This window comes from Achromobacter colocynthidis (genome assembly GCF_057334535.1).
Map to the genome: position 1 here is coordinate 1 of NZ_JBHFIZ010000031.1, position 20,950 is coordinate 20,950.

The window sequence follows — 20,950 nt, forward strand, 5'->3', positions numbered from 1 at the left end:
AAGTACGGAAGAGATAACCGCTGAAGGCATCTAAGCGGGAAACTCGTCTGAAGATTAGGTATCCCGGGGACTTGATCCCCCTAAAGAGTCGTTCGAGACCAGGACGTTGATAGGTCGGGTGTGGAAGCGCAGTAATGCGTTAAGCTAACCGATACTAATTGCTCGTGAGGCTTGATCCTATAACACTGATGGTTATTGACCTGGTGGTATAGCGTTCCAAGTGTCGTTCAATACAAAATCTGGCTGCACCGTCGGCAGCCAGCCAACACCAATTACATCCCCCTTGTGCGTGATCATCGAGCTTGCCTCTGGTCACCCACACGTTGTGTTTCTTCCAAGATTGGAGCCGTTGCGTTAACCCGCAGCCGCTCAACCCGTTACGCCTGACGACCATAGCAAGGTGGTACCACTCCTTCCCATCCCGAACAGGACAGTGAAACGCCTTCGCGCCGATGATAGTGGACGGACGTCTGTGAAAGTAGGTCATCGTCAGGCTTTTATTGCGCAAAACCCCACAGGTGATCCTGTGGGGTTTTGTTTTTGGGTTTTGTTTTTTGGGTTTTGATATTAGGTTTGAGATTTTAGATTTCAGACCCAAGATTTGATCTTCGCGATAATGATTAATTGAAAACGCCTCGCGGCTCATCCCGCGAGGCGTTTTTGTTTGAGATCGCTGCTGTTCGATTACGAATTGGCCAGATATTGCTGACGGTCGATACCGTGGCGCTGGAGTTTGTCGTAGAAGGTCTTGCGCGGGATGCCAAGGGTTTCGAGTGTGGCCTTGATGTCGCCTTGGTTGGCGGCAAGCGCATCGCGGATCAATTGTGCTTCCAAGCTCTCCATGCGTTCTGGCAGGCTGAGCGCTTCTTGCTTTTGTTGGGTTGCGCCTGACTCTGGCATACTCAGCACCCCCAACACCACGCGCTCGGCGAAGTGGGCAAGTTCCCTCACATTGCCTGGCCAATCGTGCGTCATGACGTGCTGATTGATGGCGGCAGGCATCTCCGGGATGTCGCGATGAAATCGACGCGATGCGTGCCCAAGATAATGCGCGAATAACAGCGGGATGTCGTCCCGGCGTTCGCGCAGCGGTGGGATGCGGATGGTGACCACGTTCAGCCTGTAGAACAGGTCTTCGCGAAACTTGGTCCGGATGGCTGGGCTGCCCAGATCTTCTTTGGTGGCGGCCACGACGCGCAGATCCAGATTGCGTACCTCGTTACTGCCCAGCGGGGTGATCTGACGCGATTCGAGTACGCGGAGCAGTTTCACTTGCACCGCTAGCGGCATGCTTTCAATTTCGTCGAGGAACAAGGTTCCCCCGCTGGCATGTTCGATCCGGCCGACACGCTTTTTTTGCGCTCCGGTAAAAGCGCCGGCCTCGTGACCGAATAGCTCGCTTTCGATAACGGTTTCGGGCAGCGCGCCGCAATTAATGGCGACCAATTCACGATGGCGACGGCGGCTGAGTCGATGAAGCGCCGTTGCCACGACCTCCTTGCCCGTTCCCGTTTCGCCCTCGACCAGCACATCGACATCCGCATCCGCAATGTGACGCAGGGTTTCCTTGATGCGCTGCATGGCGGGCGTGGCGCCGATGAAGGGCACTTCATCAGCTTGCACCGCAAACGCCGCGTCCCGCAGGCGGCGGTTCTCCAGCACCAGACGGCGCTTTTCGGCCGCGTGCAGGATGGCGGTGGTGAGCCGGTCGGGCGCATAGGGCTTTGCCAGGAAGTCATAGGCACCCTCGCGCATGCATTGGACCGCGGTCGCGATATCGCCGTGGCCGGTGATAAGGATGACCGGCAGTTCCGGGTCGATGGCACGCAGTCGATTGAACAGTTGCAGGCCATCGATGTCCGGCATGCGGATATCGGTTACGACCACGCCATCGAAGTCGCGGTGCAAGGCTGGAAGTGCGGACCGCGCGGTTCCGTGTGCGTCGACGGTCATGCCGTGGAGCTTCAGAGTTTGAACGTTGGCCCGGCGCAGGTCTTCGTCGTCGTCGATGAAGACGACATGGGGCGCAGCGGGCTCGCGATCGTCAAGCGCTGGACCCGCATACGGAAAGGTGTCAGGGTTTTGGATCATGGCGATAAGAAATGGCCTGAGCGCCGTGGCCGGCGTCTGCCTTGCGTAATGTAAGGATGAACACGGCGCCGCATTGGGCGCCCTGAGGTGTCGGAAAACCGGGCTCACCTGGATGGCTGGCGCGCAGGTCGCCGCCGAATTCGGCCACGATATCGCGGCAAATGACCAGCCCCAAGCCCAGGCCTTCCGGCTTCGTCGTATAAAAAGGCGTGAACAGGCGTGCCCGGGCGTCGTCCGACAGCCCGGGGCCGTTGTCGTTCACGTAAAGCTGCACTGTTGTGCCGAGGTCTTGCAAGGCGACGATGACTCGACCGTCGGAAACGCCTTCCAACGCTTCCATGGCGTTTTGCAGCAAGTTGACCAAGACCTGCTCCAGGCGGATGCGGTCGGCGCGGACGAGTACATCTTGGTCAGCCGGCGGCCGTACCAGTGCAACGCCCTGCCTGCGCGCGCGGGGGCCGATCAGCAACAACGCCCCGTCCAAGGCCTCGTTGAGGCTGGTGGGGCCTATCGATGCACCGGCTTTGCGTGAAAATGCGCGCAATTCGCCCGTGATATGGCCAATGCGTTCGGTCAGTGCGGCGATGGTGCCCAAATTCTCTTTGGCGGCCTCTGCGTCCTGGCGCCGCAGGAACTCCGCGGCGTTGTCCGCGTAGGCACGGATCGCCGCGACGGGCTGGTTGATCTCGTGGGCGACCCCCGCGGCAACCTGTCCCAGCAAGGCCAGCTTGCTGGCCTGGACAAGTTCGTCCTGCATCGTGTGCAGGCGCGCCTCGGCGCGTTGCCGTTCGTCCATTTCGTCCATCAGTTGCTCATTGAGCTCGCGCAGTTGGCCGGTGCGTTCACCGACCAATGCGGCCAATTGCGCCTGGATGGCGGCCTGCTGGCCAGCCCGTTCGCGGTTGCGATGGCGCCGATAGAGCACGATGCCGATCGCCGCCGCCAGCAGGCCCTGTACCAGCAAGGCAGCCAATTGCGCATTGGCGATGGCCTGGTTCATGGCGGTTTGGACGGGCGACAGTAAATGCAACGTCCAGCCCGGAGACTCCGCGATGGGCAAGGTGGTGTGCAGCAGCGGCGCTCCGTTGGGAATCTGGGGCAAGGCGTGGTTGGCGTGCACCAATTGACCGGTGCTGACCGGGGATAAAGGCGGCGTCAGGGGCAAGGGTTGGAAGGGCGCATCGCCAAATTGAAGGCTGGTGCGCAAGGTTTGCGCCAGGTCGGGTGCCAGAGGCGCCAAGACGTCGAAACGCCAGGCGGCTACGCTGCCCAGCAACACCACGCCGTGCTCGTCCGTGACGAAGATGGGCGCGGCAGATTGCCGCCAGTCGGACTCCAAGCCGCGAAAATCCACTTTCAATACGATCACGCCCAACATGGCGCCGTTGGCGTCATCCACGCGGCGCGACAAGTACAAGCCGGCTTCGTGGCTGACCGTGCCCAAGGCGAAGTGCTCTGCGTAGCCGTTGGCGACGGCGCCTTTGAAGTAGGGGCGAAATTGATAGTCGACCCCGACAAACGTGGCGGGCTCGCGCCAATTGCTGGCGGCGATGGCCAGCCCTGTCTTATCCAGCAGATAGATGGCGGAGGCGCCGACGCCGCGCGTCAGCGTGTCAAATTTGTCGTCCAGGGATTCGATCTGGGCGGCCGAGGCGCCTTGCAGTGCCGCGCGCACGTCAACGTCTCGAGTCAAGACGAAGGGCAGGGCCCGGAATTTGTCGAGGTTATTGCGCAGCAGGGCGGCGTTGATCTGGCCGGCGCTGCGCGCCTGGGCAGTCGCGCTCTTGATCGCGTTATCGCGGGCCCACTCCGTGGCTATATGCAGGACCCCAGCAACGATGGCGACCGTGATCAGGATGCCCAATGCGCGCGCACGCCACGAGCGCGGAGCGTGTCGCGAGGCGAGCGTGGAAGACGTTGCGTCTGAATGCTCGACGGAGGAAGAGGGTTGGGAGTTAGGCATGGTGTGCGGACTTCCGCACATTCTAGCGCAGTTGTGTGCGACTTCTCGCCATTGATAAGCCTTGGGATCTGCGCCGGGAATCGAAAAGCCCCTAAATATCAATGACTTGTCCTGTGCTGGGTGCACCAGGCACACCTGGCATGGGTCTTGCATATACACCGCTAAGCCGCGCCGCATGCGCGCGCGGTGAAATCGGCATGCGACCACAACGCAATGCCATAAAACAGAAAACGCCCTGTCGCCCGCTGCGCTCAACCGCGTGGGGCAAGGGGCATTGGTGGGGACAAAACCCGATGATCGACGTTGATCAGAGCGCGCCCGTGCGCAAGCTGAAGTTCTATCAAATCCTGTATGTGCAGGTGATTTTCGCCATCGTGATTGGGGTGCTGCTGGGCGCGTTCAAGCCTGAACTCGGCCAGCAGATGCAGCCATTGGGCGATGCCTTCATCAAGCTGGTGAAGATGATCATCGCGCCGGTGATCTTCCTGACCGTGGCGTCCGGCATCGCCGGCATGAGCGACTTGAAAAAGGTCGGGCGCGTGGCCGGCAAGGCAATGCTGTACTTCCTGACTTTTTCGACACTGGCCCTGATCGTAGGCATGGTCGTCAGCCATATCGTCCAGCCGGGCGCGGGGATGCACATCGACCCCAGCACTTTGGATCAGAAGGCCGTTGCCAGCTTCGTGGCCAAGGCGCACGACTCGACCATCACCGGCTTCCTGATGAACATCATCCCGACGACGATCTTCAGTCCGTTCGTGGGCGGAGATATTCTGCAGGTGTTGTTCGTGGCGGTGCTGTTTGGTATCGCGCTTGCCATGGTGGGCGAGCGCGGCAAGCCGATTCTGAGCTTCATGACCGCGCTGGCCCAGCCGATCTTCAAGCTGGTTGCGATCCTGATGAAGGCGGCCCCCATCGGCGCGTTCGGCGCGATGGCGTTCACCATCGGCAAGTACGGCATCAAGTCGGTCGTGAACCTGGCCATGCTGGTGGGCACCTTCTACGCCACGTCGGTGCTGTTCGTGGTGGTGGTGCTGGGTCTGGTCGCCCGCTACAACGGTTTTTCGATCCTGAAACTGGTGCGCTACATCCGCGAAGAATTGTTGTTGGTGCTGGGCACGAGTTCATCGGAAGCCGCATTGCCCACGCTGATGCAGAAGATGGAACGCGCCGGGTGTTCGAAGTCGGTGGTTGGCCTGGTGGTGCCCACGGGATACTCGTTCAACCTGGACGGCACCAACATCTATATGACGATGGCCGCGCTGTTCATCGCGCAGGCGTGCGACATTCCTTTGTCGCTGGGCGACCAGATCTTGCTGCTGGCTGTCGCGATGCTCAGTTCCAAGGGGGCCGCGGGGGTCACGGGCGCCGGTTTCATTACCCTGGCCGCCACCTTGTCGGTGGTGCCCTCGGTGCCCATCGCGGGGATGACGCTGATCTTGGGCGTGGACCGCTTCATGTCGGAATGCCGCGCCTTGACCAACCTGGTCGGCAACGCCACCGCCGCGGTCGTGGTTGCTCGCTGGGAAGGGGAGCTGGATCAGGAGCAGTTGCACGCCGCGTTGGAGGGGCAGTTGGCGCCTGTCGTGCCGGCTTCTGAAGCGCCCGCGCACGACGCGCAGCCGACGCTGGGCCACACGGTGGTGTAACGTCCGAAGGTGCTTCCTTGAATGAAACAATCCCCCGGGTCACGACGATCTCGGGGGATTTTCTTATGGGCGTGACACTACGGGGCGTGACACGACGGGGCATGACACGACAGGGCGTGTCACCACGCCGTTCAAGGAATCTGGATGCCTGCCGCTCGCAGCAGATTCGACGTTTCGAATAGCGGCAGGCCCATCACGCCGGTATAGCTGCCGGCAATGCGCGAAATGAACGTACCGGCCAAGCCCTGGATGCCATAGGCGCCTGCCTTGCCGAAGGGTTCGCCGCTATCGCAGTAGCGGCCGATTTCGTCGTCGCTCAAGTCGCGCATGTGGACGTCGGTGACTGACACCGCTTCCAGTAGCTGATCGCCCGTGCAGACTGCGACGGCGGTTCGGACTTCATGCGCCTGTCCGGACAAGGCACGCAAGATGCGCACAGCGTCCGCGCGGTCGGCAGGCTTGCCCAGGACCGAGCCATTCAAAATGACGGTCGTGTCGGCGGCCAACAGGGGCAGATCAGGCAGATTGTGGGCGCGCATCCAGTCGCGGCCCCGCAGCGCTTTGTCGCGCGCCGTGCGTTGCACGTAGTCGGCGGCGCTTTCGCCTTCGTGTTGGGGCTCGTCTTCGCCGGGAGGCGAAGGCACCAGCAGGACGGTGTGGACAAGGCCGATCTGAGTCAGCAGTTCACGCCGCCGAGGGCTGGCCGAGGCAAGGTAGAGGCGAGCGGGGGAAGCGTCAGGGGCGGCGGTGTGAGGCATGCGGAATCGAGTGGGGCGCCGCCCTGGCTGCGGTCAGGCGCGGTGGTAGGGGTGATTGGTCATGATGGCCCAGGCGCGATAGAGCTGTTCGGCCAGCACCACGCGGACCATGGGATGCGGCAAGGTCAGCGACGACAAGCGCAGCTGCCCGCTGCACGAGGCCTTCAAGTCGGCGTCCAGGCCATCCGGGCCGCCCACCAGAAAAGCCACGTCCTGGCCGCCCGCGCGCCACTGTTCGAGCTTTTGCGACAAGGCCATGGTTGTCAGGTCGCGGCCGCGTTCGTCCAGCGCCAGCCGCAGCGCACCGGCGGGTAAAGCGGCTTCAATGCGCTTGGCTTCCGCCGCCATCATCTGGGCGGGCGTCTTGCCGGTTGTGCGCGGTTCGGGCTTGATCTCGCGCAGTTCCAGCGCGCAATCGCCGGGCAGGCGTTTGGCGTAGTCGGCCCAGGCAGTCTCTACCCAGTCCGGCATTCGCGTGCCCACTGCCGCAACAATCAGCTTCACGGCAAGAACTCAGGCTTCGGCGTCGTCGTAGCCGTTGTCGGCGGGGATCGGCGCTGCCCGGGTCGATTCCGGCAGCAGCTTTACACGCACCGGTTTGCCGCCCCAGATCTCTTCCAGGTTGTAGTACTGGCGGATGGCGGGTTGCATGATGTGCACGACGACGTCACCGAGGTCGACGACGACCCATTCACCGGTGTCCTCGCCTTCGATGGTGATGCCGGTCAGTTCAAGTGCACGGCCGCGGTCGGCCACGCTGGAGGCGAGGGCTCGGGTTTGGCGGTTGGAGGTGGCGCTGGCAATCACGACGCGATCGAACAAGCTTGTCAGATGCGTGGTGTTGTAGACCTTGATGTCTTGCGCCTTGACGTCTTCGAGGGCATCGATGACGGCGCGTTGGAGTTTCGTTATATCCATAGCTGCAAATATAACCCGCGGACGGACGGCGGATGCCGGCTCCGTGGCGCTTTCGGCGCCGGGCGGGTGTGGGTTTATCGGTAAAGTTGGTGCGCCGCAATATAGGCGGCGACGGGCGGGGCCAACAGGCCGTCGGTGGATTCGCCCGCGGCCAGCCGCCTACGGATGTCGGAAGCGGACACCGCCATGGGGGCAAAGGGCAATTCTTCCAGGCTGTGGCCCTGGTCTTGCAGCCACGTGGTCAGTTCCGTGGGCGGCAAGAGCGGGGTGCCAGGGCGGGTGGCCACGGCCAGATCCACCAGGCTGGCGATGTCACGCCAATTGCGCCAGGTGCAAAAGTTGGCGAGTTGGTCGGCACCCAGCAGCCAGACATAGCGCGCGCCCTGGGGCAGGCCGCGCAGCGTGTCGATGGTGTAAGTGGGGCCGTCGCGTTCGATTTCGACGGGGTTGACGACCAGGCCGTCGTGCCCGGCAATGGCCAGTTCCAGCATGTCACGGCGTTGTTCGCCGGTGGCGTGCAGGGCTGCTCGCTGCCACGGGTTGCCGGCGGGAATGAGCTCCACGGCGGCGAGATCCAGCGTGTCCAACGCGCTTTTTGCCAGCGCGACATGGGCGACGTGGACGGGGTCAAAGCTGCCGCCCAGCAGACCGATGCGCTTCAAACCCAATCTCGCGGCGTCAGGTAGGCGGCAAGCTCGGCTTCCGGCGTGCCCGCTTCGGGCTGCCAGTCGTAGCGCCATTGCGCCAAGGGTGGCATCGACAGCAGGATGGATTCGGTGCGGCCACCGGATTGCAGGCCGAACAGCGTGCCTCGGTCGAACACCAGATTGAATTCAACGTAGCGGCCACGGCGGTAAGCCTGGAAGTCGCGTTCGCGTTCGCCGTAAGCCATGTCGCGGCGACGTTCGACGATGGGCAGATAGCTGTCCAGGAACGCGTCGCCCACCGAGCGGGTCAGCGCGAACGAGGCGTCAAAGCCAGGCGCGTTCAGGTCGTCAAAAAAGACGCCGCCGATGCCGCGCGTTTCATTGCGGTGCTTCAGGAAGAAGTACTCATCGCACCAGCGTTTGTAGCGCGGATAGTAATCGGAGCCGTGGCTGGCCAGCGCGTCGCGGCAGACCGTATGGAAATGCCGGGCGTCGTCTTCGAAAGGGTAGTAGGGCGTGAGGTCTATGCCGCCACCGAACCAGAAGACGTCGGCTTCATCATGCCCGGGGCGGGCCGTCGCCACAAACATGCGCACATTCATGTGCGTGGTGGGCACGTACGGGTTGCGCGGGTGCAGCACCATGGACACGCCCATGGCTTCCCAGGCGCGGCCGGCAAGCTCGGGCCGGTGGGCGCTGGCCGACGGGGGCAGCTTGGTGCCCTTGACGTGGCTGAACAGTACACCCGCGCGCTCGAACAGCTTGCCGCCTTCCAGCAGCCGCGACAGCCCGCCGCCGCCTTCCGGACGTACCCATTCATCGGCGCGGAAGGGGCCGCCTTCCGCCGCTTCCAGCGCTTGGACAATACGCGCCTGCAAGCCGGTGAGGTAATCGCGGACAGAGGCAACGGGCAAGGCGTTCATCAGCGCTTTCCGGGGTTACGCGTTGGACTTGGGCTTTTGTTGCGACGGCTTGAGCGCGCGCCAACCGATGTCGCTGCGGTACTGGCGGCCATCGAAATGGATGCCGTCGATGGCTTCGTACACGCGGTCGCGAGCCATCTTGACCGAGTCACCCAAGGCCGTGACGCACAGCACGCGGCCGCCGGTGGTCTTGGTGTCTTCACCATCCCGTTCGGTGGCGGCATGGAAGACCATGCAGTCTTCGGCATCGGCGGGCAGGCCGCGGATGACGTCGCCGGTGCGCGGCGTGTTCGGGTAGTTGTGCGATGCCAGCACCACGCCCAAGGCCGTGCGGCGGTCCCAGACGATGTCGGCCTGGTTCAGCGTGCCGTCCACGGCGTGCTCAAGCGCGTCCAGCAGGTCGCTCTTGACGCGCATCATGATGGGCTGCGTTTCCGGATCGCCCATGCGGCAGTTGAATTCCAGCGTCTTGATTTCGCGGTCGGGATCATCGCCCGGGGCGATCATCAGGCCGGCGTACAGGAAGCCGGTGTAGGGAATGCCGTCGCGCGTCATGCCCTGCACCGTCGGCAGGATGATTTCGCGCATTATGCGGTGGTGCAGTTCAGGCGTGACGATCGGCGCGGGCGAATACGCGCCCATGCCGCCGGTGTTCGGACCCTGATCGCCGTCTTGCAGGCGTTTGTGGTCTTGGCTGGTGGCCAGCGCCAGCACGTTGCGGCCGTCGCACATGACGATGAAGCTGGCTTCTTCGCCCACCAGGCATTCTTCGATGACGACGCGAGCGCCCGCGGCGCCCATCGAGCCGTCGCCCAGCATGGCGTCAACGGCGGCATGCGCTTCTTCCAGCGTGGCCGCAACCACGACGCCCTTGCCGGCGGCCAGGCCGTCGGCCTTGATCACGATGGGGGCGCCTTCCTGGTCAATATAGGCGTGCGCCTGTGCCGGGTCGGTGAAGGTGGCGTAGCGCGCGGTCGGGATGTTGTGCCGGACCATGAAGGCCTTGGCGTAGTCCTTCGAGCTTTCCAGTTGCGCGGCGGCCTTGGTGGGGCCGAAGATTTTCAGGCCGCGCGCGCGGAACACATCCACCACGCCCGAGGCCAGCGGCGCTTCCGGCCCAACGACCGTCAGGGCGATTCCTTCGCGCTGGACGAAATCGGCCAGCTCCTCGGCATTGGTGAGCGCGATGTTTTCCATCTGCTCGGCCCGTTGCGTGCCGCCGTTACCCGGGGCGACAAACACCTTGTGTACGCGCGGGGAGCGGGCCAGCCGCCAGGCGAGGGCATGTTCGCGGCCGCCCGAGCCAATTACCAGGAGTTTCATGTTGCGTGATTCTGAAGGTTGCCACTCTAGCCCGTGGAGAAGGCGACGGACCCGGGACAGCCCGGGGCCGATTCATATTCCAGCGCGCCGGCGGACGGACCGTCAACGTACTGGAACCGTGGGAGTTACTGCGCTTCGTCGAAAATGACGGTGGTATAGACTTCCTGCACGTCGTCCAGGCCTTCCAGGGCGTCGAGCAGTTTCTGCATCTTGATGGCGTCTTCGCCAGCCAGTTCGGTTTCGTTCAGCGCCTTCATGACGATGCCGTCAACTTCGGCCTTCAAACCGGCTTCGTCGAAAGCCTTGCGCACGGCGGCGTAGTCGGCCGGCGCGCAAACGACTTCGATCACGCCTTCTTCGTCGGTCGTTACGTCTTCGGCGCCGGCGTCGAGCGCGGCTTCCATGACTTTGTCTTCGGGCGTGCCCGGAGCGAATACGAACTGGCCGCAATGCTTGAACATGAAGGCCACCGAGCCTTCCTGGCCCAGGTTGCCGCCGTTCTTGGCGAAGGCGTGGCGGACTTCCGCCACGGTGCGGGTGCGGTTGTCGGTCATGCAGTCAACGATGACCGCCGCGCCGCCGATGCCGTAGCCTTCGTAGCGGACTTCCTCGTAGGCGTCGCCGTCGGCGCCGCCCGCGCCACGCTGGATGGCGCGCTGGATGTTGTCCTTGGGCATGTTGGCGTCGGTGGCCTTGTCCCAGGCCATGCGCAAGCGGGGGTTGCTGTCCGGGTCGGGGCCGCCGGCGCGCGCCGCCACGGTGATTTCACGAATGATCTTGGTCCAAAGCTTCCCGCGCTTGGCGTCTTGACGCCCTTTGCGGTGCTGGATATTGGCCCATTTGCTGTGTCCGGCCATGGCTTCCCAGGAGAATTTGTCTGCAAAAAAAGGCATTTTACCGTGCCGGCGGCCATAGCGCCCCGGCGTGGCCACGCCTGTGTCGATATTGCCACGCGCACAAGCCCCACGGCAGGCTCTACACTTGGCCATCCTTTTGCCTTCCTGGTCCGGAGCGTTGCCCATGCCCAATCCCATCGTCATTGCGAAGAACGCGCAGACCGAACTGGCCCTGTTACCCGCTTTGGCCAACCGGCACGGGTGCATTACCGGGGCCACGGGCACCGGCAAGACCGTCACCCTGCAAGTGCTGGCCGAATCGTTTTCACGCATCGGCACGCCGGTGTTCATGGCTGACGTGAAGGGCGACCTGACCGGTATATCGCAAGCCGGGGTGGCCAGCCCCAAGTTGGCCGAGCGGCTGAAAAGCCTGGGCCTGGACGAACCCGCGTGGGGCGCCAGCCCCGTCACGCTCTGGGACGTGTTCGGTGAGCAGGGCCTGCCGGTGCGGGCCACCATTACCGATATGGGGCCACTGCTGCTGTCGCGCATCCTGGAACTGAACGACACGCAGGAAGGGGTCCTGACCCTGGTATTCAAGGTGGCCGACGATGAAGGCCAACTGCTGCTTGACCTGAAAGACCTGCGCGCCATGCTGCAAAACGTGGCGGATCGCTCGGCCGAGCTCAAGACCCGCTACGGTAATGTGTCCTCCGCCAGCGTGGGCGCCATCCAGCGCGGCTTGCTGGCGCTGGAATCGCAGGGCGCCGAGCAATTCTTCGGCGAACCCATGCTGGACGTGGCCGACCTGATGCGCACCGATGCCCAGGGGCGCGGCATGGTCAACGTGCTGGCCGCCGACAAACTGATGCAGGCGCCGCGGCTGTACGCGATTTTCCTGCTGTGGCTCTTGGCCGACCTCTATGAAAAGCTGCCCGAAGTGGGCGACATGGACCAGCCCAAGCTGGTTTTCTTTTTCGATGAAGCGCACCTGCTCTTCAACGACGCGCCGCCCGCGCTGCTGAACAAGATCGAACAGGTGGTGCGCCTGGTGCGCTCCAAGGGCGTTGGCGTTTATTTCGTGACCCAGAATCCGCTGGATATTCCCGACACGGTGTTGGGGCAACTGGGCAACCGCGTCCAGCATGCCTTGCGGGCTTTCACCCCGCGCGACCAGAAGGCCGTCAAGACCGCCGCGCAGACAATGCGCCCGAATCCGGGCCTGGACATCGAAGCGGCCATTACCGAACTTGGGGTGGGCGAGGCGCTGATTTCACTGCTGGACGCCAAGGGCCGTCCGATGCCGACAGAACGCGCCTATGTGAGGCCGCCGGCCAGCCGCATTGGCCCGGCGACGGACGCCGAGCGCCAGGCGTTGCGCCAGGGTAGCCCGATGGCCGCCAAGTATGAAAAGGCGGTTGACCGGGAATCCGCCTACGAAATCCTGGCTGGGCGCGCCGCCGTGCCGGCCGATGCTCCCAGCGGCACGCCTGCGGAATCCAAAGGCGAGGCCCCCGCCGAATCTTCCGATGGCGGCTTGATGGGCAGCTTGAAAGACGTGCTGTTCGGATCGACCGGCCCTCGCGGGGGCAAGCGCGACGGCGTCGTCCAAACCATGGCCAAAAGCACGGCCCGTTCAATTGCGCGTGAATTGACGCGCGGCATTCTGGGATCGTTGCTGGGCTCCAAAACCCGTCGCTGACGCCACCTGTCCACTGGCAGGACGCATCCCCCCGTTTTGTAACGGGGGGTGTTGCGTCGCGGCCGTTTATGCCTATGATTCTGGGCGGTCTATCAAAGGAAACCTTAAGGACAAACGTGGTGGCTAAGAAACACAAGATTGCAGTGATTCCAGGAGACGGTATTGGCAAGGAAGTCGTGCCGGAAGGGCTGAAAGTGCTGGACGCCGTGGCGACGCGCTTCGGCATCGAATTCCAGTGGGATCATTTCGACTGGAGTTGCGACTATTACGCTCAGCACGGCAAGATGATGCCGGACGACTGGAAGGCGCAGATCGGGCAACACGAAGCCATTTTCTTCGGCTCGATCGGCTGGCCCGCCACGGTGCCGGACCACGAGGCGCTGTGGGGCTCGCTGTTCAAGTTCCGTCGCGAATTTGATCAATACATCAATTTGCGACCGGTTCGCCTGATGCCTGGCGTGCCGTCGCCGCTGGCCGACCGCAAGCCCGGCGACATTGATTTCTTCATCGTCCGTGAAAACACCGAAGGCGAATACTCCAACAGCGGCGGCCGCCTGTTCGAAGGCACCGATCGTGAGGTCGTCATTCAGGAAAGCGTGTTCACGCGCATTGGCGCCGATCGTGTGTTGAAGTTTGCATTCGAGCTGGCCCAAAAGCGCGGCAAGCACCTGACGGCCGCCACCAAGTCCAACGGCATCTCGATTTCGATGCCCTGGTGGGACGAGCGGGTTGCCGACATGGCCGGGAACTATCCGGACGTGCGCTGGGACAAATACCACATCGATATCCTGTGCGCGCACTTCGTGCAGCATCCGGATTGGTTCGACGTGGTGGTGGCTTCCAACCTGTTCGGCGACATTCTTTCCGACCTGGGGCCGGCATGCACGGGCACGATTGGCATTGCTCCGTCCGCCAACCTGAACCCCGAGCGCAAGTTTCCGTCGCTGTTCGAACCGGTGCACGGTTCGGCGCCGGATATCTATGGCAAGGGCATCGCCAACCCGATCGGGCAGATCTGGAGCGGCGCATTGATGCTTGATTTCCTGGGTTACCCCGAGGCCTCGGCCGCGGTGGTGAAAGCGATTGAAACCGTGCTGGCGGACGGACCGCGCACGCGGGACATGAAGGGCAGCGCATCGACCGTCGATGTCGGCAACGCCATTGCGTCGCTGATCTCGGCCGGGTAAGCGCATTGAGCGGGGGCGGCCATTCAGGCTAGTCGATGGAACATTCAATGTCTTCTACCTCCACCGCCCACGTGGGCGGTGGCCGGGCCGACCGCTTTGTGCGCAAGCTGTTTCGTTTGCTGCGTTCGCGCACGCAAAGGCATAACCAGCATTTGTGGCCATTCGTGCGGATCTGGCGAGACCGCACGGGCGTCATCAGCGGCTTTCGCGCCTTTGGCCGATCGCTGCCGTTGACGCCGCTGGCCCAGGGCTACGATCGCGCCGATGAAACGGTGCATTTGATTCTTAGCGGCCCCTCGGTTGCGCAGATTCCCTACGATCAGCTGGATATTCGCGTGGCCATGGGCGTGAATGGCGCCATTGCGCTGGCGCGCAAGTTCGACCTGCCATTCAAGTACTACTGCATCATCGACCAGAATTTTGTGCGGGAACGCATTGAACTGGTCCGTGAGATCGTCTCGCGCGACCTGACGCTGTATGTGTTTCCGGAAGTGCTGCGCTACATCATGCAGGGCATTGCGCAAGACCAGATCCGCTGCCGCATCTGCGTGATTGAAATGATTTCCGAACGCGCCTATCAGCGCAGCGCGGCGCCCGCGGTGCTCAAGCGAATTGCCGCGGCCACGCCGGACGTGCAATTGCTGGATGCCAAGCTGGGCCTGGGCTATAGCTTTGATGCGTCGCTAGGCGTGTTCGACGCCGACACGGTGGCCTATGCGGCCTTGCAGGTGTTGGTGTCCGGGGGCGCGAAGCAGGTTTATGTGCACGGACTGGACCTTACGGTACAGAACGGGCTGCGTTTTTATGGCGAAGGCGATCGCCCCCAAACCAGTCGCTTGACTCGCAACTTCACGCATTTGATCGAACCGTCGTTCCGCTTTGCCGCCGAGCAATGGCGGGCGCGTGGCGTGTCGGTGTTCAATCTGTCGCCCGTCAGCGCCTTGTCGCCCGACATCCTCGAGCGGCTTGATTGGCAAGCATTTTTGAAAGAGGACGCGCATAGCGCGCCCTGATTCCCCGCGTCAGTGCGCGCCCGCCGCGGCTTCGGCCGCACCCCCACCGCCCGCCTTGCTAGAGCGGGGCCGCGCGAACCAGACCAGGCCCGTCAGCAGCAGGAAGATGATGGCCGAGGCAAAGAACACGTCCACCGCCGACATCGTGAACGCTTGCGTATTGACCAGGCCGTCCACCATGCTCAAGGCTTGTTGATGCGACATGCCCAAGCCGTTCTGCAGGGCGTTCATGGTGTGGTCGAATGCTTGCTGGCCGGGCTTGGCGACCTCGGTCAATTGCGAGTGATGCAGCGTGGCGCGGTTTTCCCATAGCGTTGTAGCGATCGAGGTGCCGAATGCGCCCGCCGTCAACCGCAGGAAGTTCGACAGGCCCGACGCCGCGGGAATGCGCCATGGTTCGATGCCGGACAGGGTGATGGACGTCAGCGGTACGAAGAACGCCGCCATGGCCGCGCCCTGGATGATGGTCGGCAACATGAGCGTGCGCACGTCAGTCTGGGTGTTGAAGCCCGCCCGCATGAAGCACACCAGCGCGAAGATCAGGAACGCAACCGTCACGATCTGGCGCGGGTCTCGCGTGGCCAGCATCTTGCCCACGATGGGGGTCAGCAGGATGGCCAGCAGGCCAACCGGCGCCGTCACCAGGCCGGCGTAGGTGGCGGTGTAGCCCATATTGCTTTGCAGCCACAGCGGCAGCAGCACCACGTTGCCGAAGAACACGCCGTAGGCCACCGCCAGCGTCAGCGCGCCGACGGTGAAGTTGCGTTCCTTGAACAGGCGCAGGTCCACCACGGGGTGGGCATCGGTCAGTTCCCAGATCAGGAAGAACACGAAGGCCACGAAAGCAATTGCCGCCAGCGCAATGATGGTGGGGCTGGCGAACCAGTCCAGTTCCTTGCCCTTGTCCAGCATGATCTGCAAGGCGCCAACCCAGACAACCAGCAGCACCAGGCCCAGCTTGTCGATGGGCAGCTTGCGGGTCATGGATTCACGGTTGCCGTAAATGCGCCAACTGATCCAGGCGGCCAGGAGGCCCACCGGCACATTGATGTAGAAGATCCATGGCCAGGTGTAGTTGTCTGAAATCCAGCCGCCCAGCAAGGGGCCCGCCACGGGCGCGACCAAGGTAGTCATGGCCCAGACGGCCAACGCCATGCCCGCCTTGGACTTCGGAAAGCTGGCGAGCATCAACGTTTGCGACAGCGGGATCATTGGGCCGGCCACCGCGCCCTGCAATACGCGAAAGGCGATCAACGCTTCCAACGAAGGGGCAAAGCCGCACAACCATGACGCCAGCACGAACAGCAGGGTGGAAATCAGGAACAGGCGCACCTGGCCGATGCGCTGTGTGAGCCAGCCGGTCAGCGGTACCGTGATGGCGTTGGCGACGGCGAACGATGTGATGACCCAGGTGCCCTGGCTGGTGCTGACGCCCAGATCGCCCGAGATGGTGGGGATGGACACGTTCGCGATCGATGTGTCCAGCACGTTCATGAACACCGCGGTGGATAGCGCGATGGACCCGATGACGCGGGCCGCGCCTTCCAATGGCGGGTGAGTACCTGGCGGGCGGGTCGGTTCGATCGGGGGCGCGCCAGCGCCCGCGGGCTGGGCGGTGGTGCTCATGATGCGAGGTTTTGTTCGATGATTTTCTTGATCATGGCGTCGACGTCATCGTGTGCCGGTTCAAAGGCGCGCGTAGACCAGGCCGGCTCGCTGCGCACGGCTTGCGTCAGGGCTTCACCGTCCTGCTGGCCCACATCCACTTCCACGTCCATCGACAGGCCGACGCGCAAGGGATGCGACTTCAGGTCTTCGGGGTCGAGCAGGATGCGCACGGGCACGCGCTGCACCACCTTGATCCAGTTGCCGGTGGCGTTCTGGGCGGGCAAGAGCGCAAAGGCGCTGCCGGTACCCGCATCCAGCCCGGCGACCTTGCCGTGGTAAACGACCGAACTGCCGTACAGGTCGGCCACCATCTTGACCGGCTGGCCGATGCGCATCTTGCGCAGTTGGCCTTCCTTGAAGTTGGCTTCCACCCAGACCTGGTCCAGCGGCACCACCGTCATCAGCGCGTTGCCCGGGGCTACCCGCTGGCCAACCTGCACGCTGCGGCGCGCGATCACGCCGCCCACTGGCGCCGGCAGCACGGTACGCGATTGCGCCAACCAGGCATTGCGCAGGCCGGCGGCGGCCTGAAGCACATCGGGATGATTGGCCACCGTGGTGCCCTGCGTCAGCGCCTGGTTGGTCACCAGTTTGGCTTGCGACGCGGCCAAGGCGGCGCGGGCTTGGGCCAGGCCGGATTGCGCCGACTTCAGCGCGGCTTCCGCGTGCAGGATCTCTTCACCGCTGACGCCTCCGGACTTAGCCAGTTGCTGGCGGCGGCTGACGTCGCTTTGCGCGCGGGTCAGCTCGGCCTGCGCGCGCAGAATGTCGGCACGGCGCAGGTCGACATCGGCGGCCAGCGCATCGTTCTGAACGTAATAAGTGCGGACCTGGCGCACCATCTGGGCCAGCCTGGCCTGCGCTTGTTGCAGCGCCACGTCGGTGTCAGCGGGGTCCAGGCGCACCAGCGGCTGGCCGGCTGCAACGGTTTCGGTGTCGTCGGCTTCGATGGCCACGACAGTACCGGGTACCTGCGGCGTGATCTGCACCAGGTTGCCGTGCACGTAGGCGTCGTCGGTGCTTTCGAAGTGGGCGCCGAAAAGCACCCACCAGATGCCATACGCGATGGCGATGAGAATGAAGACGCCGGTCGCGATCAGCAAGAGGCGTTTGCGGGCGGGGTTGGCGGTGGGGGTGGCAGCGTTCATGACGTCTGAATCCGGGGATCGTTCAATGAATGGGGTTCGTAGCGGCAGCGGACTGCGCGGTGTGCGCGGTGTCCGTCTGTGGCGGCGGGGTGTAGCCGCCGCCCAGGGCATTGGCCAGGTTGGCGTCCAGCTGATAGGCGCGGATACGCAGATCGGTATCCAGCCGGGCCTGCGTCAGCACGCCGGTTTGCGCAATGAGCACGGTGATGTAGTTGCCCAGTCCGGCCTTGTAGCGGTTCACGGCCAGCTCGTAGGCGGCTTCGATGGCGGTGCGGGCCTGGCGCTGTTGGGCGCGTTCCTGTTCCAGCAAGCGCAGGCCGTCCAGCGCGTCGGCGACTTGGTGCACGGCGTCCAGCACGGCCTGGTTGTAATCCGACACGGCCAGATCGGCGTCGGCGCGGCGCCCGGCCAGGTTGGCGTTTAGTTCGCCGCCATGGAAGATGGGCAGCGTGACGGCCGGCCCAAAGCCCGCCGTGCGCGCCGCGGCGCCCAGCAGGTTGCCCGTGCCCAATGCCTGGAAGCCTGCAAACGCGGTCAGGTTGACGTTGGGGTAGAACTCCGCTTTGGCGGTGTCGATGGCGCTGCGAGCGGCTTCGGCGCGCCAGCGCGAGGCCACGACGTCGGGGCGATGGCCCAGCAGGTCCAGCGGAATGGCCGTGGGCACGACGCCCGCGGGCGCGGTCAAGTCCACCGCAACCAGCGATTGGCCGCGCGGGGGGCCGGCGCCGGCCAGCGCCGCGACCTGATTGCGCAACTGCGCCAGTGTCGTTTCCGTTTGCGTCAGTTCCACCTGGCCGGCAGCCAGCGACGATTCCGCCTGCTTCACTTCCACCTGCGTATCCAGGCCGGCGCTGTAGCGGCCTTGCGTCAAGGACAAGACATCGGCGCGTTGCGCGATCACCCGCTTGAGCACATCGCGCTGCGCGAAGGCGTTCTGCAGGTTCAGGTAGGCCCGTACCGTCGCGCTGGCCAGCATGTTGCGCGCGGCTTGCGCGTCGGCGGTGGCGGCCTCGCGCTCCGACACGGCCGACTTCAGGCGTGATCGGTTCTTGCCCCAGAAGTCCAGCTCATAGCTGAAGTCCAGCGCCAGCCGGTTATCGCTGACGACGCTGCCGCCCAGGGGCGCCGGGTAGATGTAGTCGGACGACAAATGTTCGCGCGTCAGCGAGTAATCGGCATCCACGCGGGGCATTAGCGGGGCGCGCGCGGTGCTGACGGCGGCGTTGGCCTTGGCCAGGCGCGCTTGCGCCGCGCTCATCGACGGGCTGTTGGCCAGTGCTTCGTCCATCAGCGTGTTGAGCTGCGCGTCGCCGTAGCGTTGCCACCATTGCGTGTTGGGCCAGGCGGTGTCGTGAGCGGTCAATCCCAGCTTGGCCGCATCCAGTGCTACGACGGGTTCGGGCCCGGGTTCCATCAGTGCGCAGCCGCTCAGGGCAAGCACCAATACGGTAGAAAGAAGGCGTTTCATCCTGACTGTTTGCTGAAAGTAGTTGATTGATCTGTATTTGCCTAGGCAAATATTATGCCAAATAAAACCCCATGCGCGAGTGAGGCGGAGCGGGGCGGGAAAGGGGCGTCAGCGCTCGGGCGCGGTGCCGGAGGCCGAGCCGTTGGCTATCATCCGGCGCATGAAGTGCATCAACTGGGTGACTTCGTCGGCAGAAAAACCACGCAGGTGGTGGTTCAGCGCGCGGGCGATGGTGGGGGGAATTTCACGGGCCTTGGCCTCACCCAGCTCGGTCAGTTCGATCTTTACGACGCGGCGGTCTTCCAGGCTGCGACTGCGGCGCAGCAGGCCTTTGGCCTCAAGACGGTCAAGCGCGCGGGTCATGGCGCCAGTGTCCATGTCATTGAGACGAGCCAGCTCGGCGGGGGTGGCGGCGCGGCCAAGGAAGACCATGGCCAGCGGGCGCCATTGCATGGCGGTCAGGTCCAACGGCGCCATTTCCTGATCCAGCATCCGGGTCAGGGAGTGATAGACCAGCTTGATGAGGTAGCCTGCGTTCTCTTCCCCCATGCAACGGTGGTCGTTGCGATAGTGGACGGGGGAGTCGGCGTCAGGCGGGGCAGTTTCGGCATTCATGCGGCGAATTTTACTGCCTAGTCAGTTATTGTCAAGGCTGCTAATTTACCGGTATTTCCGCCTCTACCACCCCCTTGCGCAAGCCTGACCAGACGATCGCCGCCACGATCAACGCGGCGCCGGCAATCATGCGGGGCGTCGGTTCCTGGCTGAACAGCAACCACGCGAATGCGATGGCGTACACCGGTTCCAGGGCGATCACCAAGCCGGCGCTGCGGGCGTTCAGCCGGGTCAGGCTGGACACGAACAGATAGTGCGACAGGCCCGTGCAGAAGATGCCCAGCAAGGCCAGCCAGAACCAGTCCAGCGCGGGCAGGGCGGGCACCTGGCCGATGGCGAACGGCACCATTACCAGCGCCACCACCACGTTTTGCCAGCACGCCACCTGCATCGGGTCCATGCCGGAGGCCGAGCGCCGGTTGCTCAACGCCAGCAGGGCAAAGGTCAGCCCGGACAGCAGGCCCCACGCCAGACCGATGGTGCCCTGGTCGGCCAGGTCGAACGACGGCGTCACCAGGATGAGCCCGGCGGTGACCAGGCCCAGCAACATCCATTCGGCCGCGCGAATGCGTTCACGGAAGAGCAGGCCTTCGAACAGCGTGATGAATGCGGGAAAGCTGGCGAAACCCAGCGTGGCGATGGCGATGCCGCCCACCTTGACCGAAATGAAGAACGTGACCCAGTGCGCCGCCAGCAAGGCGCCGGCAAGCACCAGCACGAATAGCTGCGCGGGCGTCAGCACGCCCAGCAGCGGCTTGCGGCGCATGCGGGCGAAAATGCCCAGCGAGATCACCGCGAAAACCGCGCGGCCCAGCGTGATGACGGCGGCGCTGGCTTGTATCAATTCCCCGAAAACGCCGGTCAGGCCGAAAAGCACGGCGGCAATGTGGATGTAGGTCAGAGCGCGATGTCGGGTCATGCCAGAGGGTGTCGATGCCAAAAAGCGATGTTTAAGCGTGCAAAGAGGATTGCACTGAATCTAAAATCATCGCATGAATCGTATCGCCAAGCTTTTGCCATCCTCACTTCCGTGCGGGGGGG

At 63.6% G+C, this 20,950-nt stretch carries 18 protein-coding genes and 2 rRNA genes; 6 read left to right on the plus strand and 14 right to left on the minus strand.

Annotated features, from left to right (window positions below; genetic code table 11):
- Together ACE04A_RS13670 and rrf are read left to right on the plus strand one after the other, a co-directional pair.
- Nucleotides 1-179 (plus strand): 23S ribosomal RNA (locus ACE04A_RS13670); the annotation flags it as partial.
- Between the two features lie 203 nt (nt 180-382).
- Nucleotides 383-495: ribosomal RNA gene (gene rrf / locus ACE04A_RS13675) — 5S ribosomal RNA — on the plus strand.
- A 189-nt stretch (nt 496-684) separates the two neighbouring features.
- On the opposite strand, the gene ACE04A_RS13680 is transcribed toward rrf, so the two are convergent.
- Both ACE04A_RS13680 and ACE04A_RS13685 read right to left on the minus strand, forming a co-directional pair.
- Nucleotides 685-2,091, minus strand: a complete 1,407-nt coding sequence (locus tag ACE04A_RS13680) for a sigma-54-dependent transcriptional regulator (RefSeq protein WP_448717891.1) — start codon at nt 2,089-2,091, stop codon at nt 685-687.
- Nucleotides 2,075-4,054, minus strand: coding sequence for a sensor histidine kinase (locus ACE04A_RS13685; RefSeq protein WP_448717892.1), 1,980 nt, complete (start codon nt 4,052-4,054; stop codon nt 2,075-2,077). The genes ACE04A_RS13680 and ACE04A_RS13685 overlap by 17 nt, the downstream gene beginning before the upstream one ends.
- A 293-nt stretch (nt 4,055-4,347) precedes the next feature.
- Here ACE04A_RS13685 and ACE04A_RS13690 point away from each other — a divergent pair, with 293 nt between their 5' ends.
- On the plus strand, nt 4,348-5,703 hold the full coding sequence (locus ACE04A_RS13690; RefSeq protein WP_100855027.1) for a dicarboxylate/amino acid:cation symporter: 1,356 nt from the start codon (nt 4,348-4,350) through the stop codon (nt 5,701-5,703).
- Between the two features lie 131 nt (nt 5,704-5,834).
- Here the strand turns inward: ACE04A_RS13690 and ACE04A_RS13695 are convergent, their stop codons facing one another.
- The 7 genes from ACE04A_RS13695 to ACE04A_RS13725 form a co-directional block, all read right to left on the minus strand.
- Entirely contained in the window at nt 5,835-6,461 is a 627-nt protein-coding gene (locus ACE04A_RS13695; protein ID WP_259253207.1) for a Maf family protein, read from the minus strand.
- 33 nt (nt 6,462-6,494) lie between these two features.
- Nucleotides 6,495-6,965, minus strand: a complete 471-nt coding sequence (gene rlmH, locus ACE04A_RS13700; RefSeq protein WP_448717895.1) for a 23S rRNA (pseudouridine(1915)-N(3))-methyltransferase RlmH — start codon at nt 6,963-6,965, stop codon at nt 6,495-6,497.
- Nucleotides 6,966-6,974: 9 nt separating this feature from the next.
- Nucleotides 6,975-7,379, minus strand: a complete 405-nt coding sequence (rsfS, locus tag ACE04A_RS13705) for a ribosome silencing factor (RefSeq protein WP_100855029.1) — start codon at nt 7,377-7,379, stop codon at nt 6,975-6,977.
- A 74-nt stretch (nt 7,380-7,453) separates the two neighbouring features.
- Complete coding sequence (gene nadD, locus ACE04A_RS13710; protein ID WP_100857661.1) at nt 7,454-8,041, minus strand: nicotinate (nicotinamide) nucleotide adenylyltransferase; 588 nt, start codon at nt 8,039-8,041, stop codon at nt 7,454-7,456.
- Complete coding sequence (gene hemF, locus ACE04A_RS13715) at nt 8,038-8,949, minus strand: oxygen-dependent coproporphyrinogen oxidase (protein ID WP_448717896.1); 912 nt, start codon at nt 8,947-8,949, stop codon at nt 8,038-8,040. The genes nadD and hemF overlap by 4 nt, the downstream gene beginning before the upstream one ends.
- A gap of 15 nt (nt 8,950-8,964) precedes the next feature.
- Complete coding sequence (purD, locus tag ACE04A_RS13720; protein WP_259253205.1) at nt 8,965-10,272, minus strand: phosphoribosylamine--glycine ligase; 1,308 nt, start codon at nt 10,270-10,272, stop codon at nt 8,965-8,967.
- Nucleotides 10,273-10,397: 125 nt separating this feature from the next.
- Nucleotides 10,398-11,129: a YebC/PmpR family DNA-binding transcriptional regulator gene (locus ACE04A_RS13725; protein WP_006218511.1), complete on the minus strand. Its 732-nt coding sequence runs from the start codon at nt 11,127-11,129 to the stop codon at nt 10,398-10,400.
- A gap of 163 nt (nt 11,130-11,292) precedes the next feature.
- Between ACE04A_RS13725 and ACE04A_RS13730 the strand changes: the two genes are divergently transcribed.
- From ACE04A_RS13730 to ACE04A_RS13740, 3 genes are all read left to right on the plus strand, one after another.
- Nucleotides 11,293-12,810 (plus strand): helicase HerA-like C-terminal domain-containing protein, encoded by a 1,518-nt coding sequence (locus tag ACE04A_RS13730; protein ID WP_448717898.1) that lies wholly within the window; start codon nt 11,293-11,295, stop codon nt 12,808-12,810.
- 119 nt (nt 12,811-12,929) lie between these two features.
- Nucleotides 12,930-13,997 carry a tartrate dehydrogenase gene (locus ACE04A_RS13735; RefSeq protein WP_259253200.1) on the plus strand — a complete coding sequence of 356 codons (1,068 nt, stop codon included), beginning with the start codon at nt 12,930-12,932 and terminating at the stop codon, nt 13,995-13,997.
- A gap of 47 nt (nt 13,998-14,044) precedes the next feature.
- Nucleotides 14,045-15,010, plus strand: coding sequence for a WaaZ-like lipopolysaccharide core biosynthesis protein (locus ACE04A_RS13740; protein WP_404976468.1), 966 nt, complete (start codon nt 14,045-14,047; stop codon nt 15,008-15,010).
- 9 nt (nt 15,011-15,019) lie between these two features.
- Here ACE04A_RS13740 and ACE04A_RS13745 read toward each other — a convergent pair whose 3' ends face one another.
- From ACE04A_RS13745 to ACE04A_RS13765, 5 genes are all read right to left on the minus strand, one after another.
- A complete protein-coding gene (locus tag ACE04A_RS13745; RefSeq protein WP_448717899.1) occupies nt 15,020-16,636 on the minus strand; it encodes a DHA2 family efflux MFS transporter permease subunit in 1,617 nt (538 codons plus the stop codon).
- Entirely contained in the window at nt 16,633-17,826 is a 1,194-nt protein-coding gene (locus tag ACE04A_RS13750; RefSeq protein WP_485814225.1) for an HlyD family secretion protein, read from the minus strand. The genes ACE04A_RS13745 and ACE04A_RS13750 overlap by 4 nt, the downstream gene beginning before the upstream one ends.
- Nucleotides 17,827-17,848: 22 nt before the next feature.
- Complete coding sequence (locus ACE04A_RS13755; protein ID WP_485820216.1) at nt 17,849-19,294, minus strand: efflux transporter outer membrane subunit; 1,446 nt, start codon at nt 19,292-19,294, stop codon at nt 17,849-17,851.
- 108 nt (nt 19,295-19,402) lie between these two features.
- Nucleotides 19,403-19,909: a MarR family winged helix-turn-helix transcriptional regulator gene (locus ACE04A_RS13760; RefSeq protein WP_485820217.1), complete on the minus strand. Its 507-nt coding sequence runs from the start codon at nt 19,907-19,909 to the stop codon at nt 19,403-19,405.
- A gap of 40 nt (nt 19,910-19,949) precedes the next feature.
- Nucleotides 19,950-20,828, minus strand: a complete 879-nt coding sequence (locus ACE04A_RS13765; protein ID WP_259253192.1) for a DMT family transporter — start codon at nt 20,826-20,828, stop codon at nt 19,950-19,952.
- Nucleotides 20,829-20,950 lie beyond the last annotated feature (122 nt).